The following is a 551-nucleotide window of genomic DNA, read 5'->3' as shown; positions in this document are numbered from 1 at the left end:
GTCCTTCATCGGCTCCTAGTACCAAGGCATCCACCGTGCGCCCTTATTCACTTAACTATCTTCGTGAAAAGACGTTTACAATTTCAATTAGATGTCTTGTCATCAATTGTCTCATCGTTAGATGAAAACAATGATTCCTTATCCAGTTTTCAAGGTTCACGCCCTTATTCAGGGTTGAATATAAAACACAAAATAGATTCTTGTGTTTGATGTAACATTTAAATGGTGGAGCCTAGCGGGATCGAACCGCTGACCTCCTGCGTGCAAAGCAGGCGCTCTCCCAGCTGAGCTAAGGCCCCTTTTTGAATGGTGGGCCTGAGTGGACTTGAACCACCGACCTCACGCTTATCAGGCGTGCGCTCTAACCAACTGAGCTACAGGCCCATCCAATTGAAGGAAGATCATATTTTCATAGTTTGATCTTTCAAAACTGAACAACCAACACAGTACGTTTCCGTTATATCCTTAGAAAGGAGGTGATCCAGCCGCACCTTCCGATACGGCTACCTTGTTACGACTTCACCCCAATCATTGGCCCCACCTTCGGCGGC

General features: G+C 46.3%; 2 tRNA genes and 1 rRNA gene. All 3 read right to left on the bottom strand.

Annotated features, from left to right (window positions below):
* Positions 1-223 precede the first annotated feature (223 nt).
* A tRNA-Ala gene (locus tag DYE48_RS20945) sits at positions 224-299 on the bottom strand.
* Between the two features lie 8 nt (positions 300-307).
* A tRNA-Ile gene (locus tag DYE48_RS20940) sits at positions 308-384 on the bottom strand.
* An 85-nt stretch (positions 385-469) separates the two neighbouring features.
* A 16S ribosomal RNA gene (locus DYE48_RS20935) occupies positions 470-551 on the bottom strand; the annotation flags it as partial.

Source organism: Halobacillus trueperi, assembly GCF_003386945.1.
Lineage (GTDB): Bacteria > Bacillota > Bacilli > Bacillales > Halobacillaceae > Halobacillus > Halobacillus aidingensis.
Note: the sequence above shows the minus strand (reverse complement) of the source record. Positions and strands in the feature narration are given on the sequence as shown.